This is a genomic window from Clostridium sp. (assembly GCF_040797585.1).
Classification (GTDB): Bacteria; Bacillota; Clostridia; order Clostridiales; family Clostridiaceae; genus Clostridium_Z.
In genome coordinates, this window is record NZ_JBFNEO010000296.1 from 1 (window position 1) to 2,401 (window position 2,401).

The following is a 2,401-nucleotide window of genomic DNA, read 5'->3' on the forward strand; positions in this document are numbered from 1 at the left end:
AAAACCCCATAGGGTAGACTTTTTTTAAATTGTCTACTCTATAGGGTACATTTTAAATTTAATAATACTCATAGTGTTTTTTTTATGATACTAAATTATATACGTCATCTTCGTATAAGGTCTCTTTATCTAAAAGTGATTTAGATAAAGAATGAAGAATTTCTTGATTTTCTATTAAAAGAGATTTAGTTTCTTCATAGAGTTTATCAACAGTATTCTTACATTCATCAAGAATTTCTGAGGTATTTATACCACCTAAATTTTGAAGTTCATCAAGACTTAAAAGTCCTAAGGATTCACCCATACCATAATTAGTTATCATAGATGATATTATATTAGTGGCATGTTTTAAGTCATTATAAGCTCCAGTGGTAATTTTATTTTTTCCAAAAATTATCTCTTCAGCTGCACGTCCACCAAGAAGAACTTTAATCCTATTATGAAGATAGGAAAGGTTTTGGTAAGAGCTGTCATAAGGGATGGTTAAAGTATACCCTCCAGCACCCTTAGAGGTTGGGATTATTGTAACCTGAGATATCTTATCCTCTGGTAGTACTATCTTAGAGATAATAGCATGTCCAGCTTCATGATAAGCAGTTATGTTTTTATCCTCTTCTTTTATCCCTTCTTTATTTAGCTTTTCGTATCCGGCAACTACTATGGAAAATGCCTTATCTAGATGAATATCATTTATAAAATCACTAGATTCCTTGCAGGCTATGATGGCCGCTTCATTTATTAGATTTTCTAATTTAGCTCCAGAAAAGTAAGAGGTTTTTCTAGCTAAACTTTTAATATCTAAATCTTTACAAGGCTTTCCTTCAAGGTATAGGTTTATAATTTTTTCTCTAGCAGTTACATCAGGAAGAGACACTTCTATATGTCTATCAAATCTACCAGGTCTTAATAAGGCAGAATCAAGCATGTCTAACCTATTAGTTGCAGCCATAACAACTATTCCTTCACTTTCATTAAATCCTGACATTTCTGTTAAAAGAGCATTTAGAGTTTGATCACGCTCATCAGAACCCCCAGCTTTTGTATTATCTCTCTTCTTTCCAATGGCATCTATCTCATCTATAAATATAACAGCCTTTCCATGTTTTTTAGCCTTTTTAAAAAGGTTTCTTATTCTAGAAGCTCCTACCCCTACATATAACTGTACAAAGTCAGAACCAGATAGAGCATAGAAAGGAACGTTAGCCTCTCCAGCTACAGCTTTTGCAAGTAGGGTCTTACCAGTACCAGGTTCACCATAAAGTATTACACCTTTTGGCATTCTAGCACCGTATTTAGCATATTTATCAGGATTCTTTAAAAACTCTACTATGTCTTTAACACTTTCCTTTGCTTCTTCATTACCTGCTACAGAGGAAAAGTTAAAAGAAAAATTTTCAGATTTATGAGCTTCAAAGGCTTCAGTGGAAAGCATGCTTTTAGCTCCCAGAGAGTTTTTCTTAGCAGATAGAAATATAATAGTTCCTAGAGAACCTACTATAAGTAAGGTTGGAAGTATATCCTTAATTGGTGGAGTATTACTTTCATTTACTTGTATATTATTTTTTAATAACTCTTCTTTTAGAGTTGTGCTATTTGGATTATCTGTAGTGTATTTTAAACCATCTTTAGTAGTTATATCCATTTCTGGACTTTTATTTAAAGTGACACTTAAAATATTATTACTTTCAATATCACTTAAAAATTCATTATAGCTTTTATTAATGGATTTATCTTTAAATATAAAATAAGAAGATCCTGTTATTATAAGCAGTAAAGCTATAATAGAAGATATGAAAAAACTATTTTTCTTTATTTTTGTCATTTGTTTTATTCCTCCTTAAAGCTTTCTCTATAACTAACATATAAGATTTAAAATAAAATGTCTAACGAAAATCATAACATTTGGTAAAGTAATTTGTGGTAGTGTTTATAAATCTATTTATAAAAAAGAAATATATGGTATACTTTTAATATGTAAAATTAATTTTTACGGAGGACAATTTATGAAAGTAAGTAATGTAGAGCTATCCTTAAGTGGAGAGGATATTTTATCAATATGCAAAGACTTTTTAAAGATTCAAGGACTGAAGATAGAGTCTATAAGAATATTAGAAAATGTAGAGGTGAAGGGTGAATATAAAGGGCTTATAAAGCTTCCTTTTTATATAACTATGGCTCTAGATGGAAATTTAGAAAATAAGGTATATCTTAATATAAAAACTATAAAGGCAGGAAAAATATCTCTTTGGAACTTTATAAAAAAGAGAGTTGTAAATAAAATAATTAAAGATTTAGAGGAAGAGGGTATAGATTTTAATGAAGACAGAGTTACTATAGATATCAATAGTTTTCTGAAAAAAATGCCAGTATACTTAAACTTTAATCTTAAAGGACTTTATAT

General features: G+C 29.7%; 2 protein-coding genes. One reads left to right on the top strand and one right to left on the bottom strand.

What is annotated here, in order from left to right:
* Positions 1-82 precede the first annotated feature (82 nt).
* Complete coding sequence (locus AB2369_RS12935; RefSeq protein WP_367666884.1) at positions 83-1,822, bottom strand: ATP-dependent metallopeptidase FtsH/Yme1/Tma family protein; 1,740 nt, start codon at positions 1,820-1,822, stop codon at positions 83-85.
* Positions 1,823-2,003: 181 nt separating this feature from the next.
* On the opposite strand from AB2369_RS12935, the gene AB2369_RS12940 reads away from it, so the two are divergent.
* Positions 2,004-2,401 (top strand): hypothetical protein (locus AB2369_RS12940; RefSeq protein ID WP_367666885.1); only part of this gene is annotated, 398 nt, incomplete at its 3' end.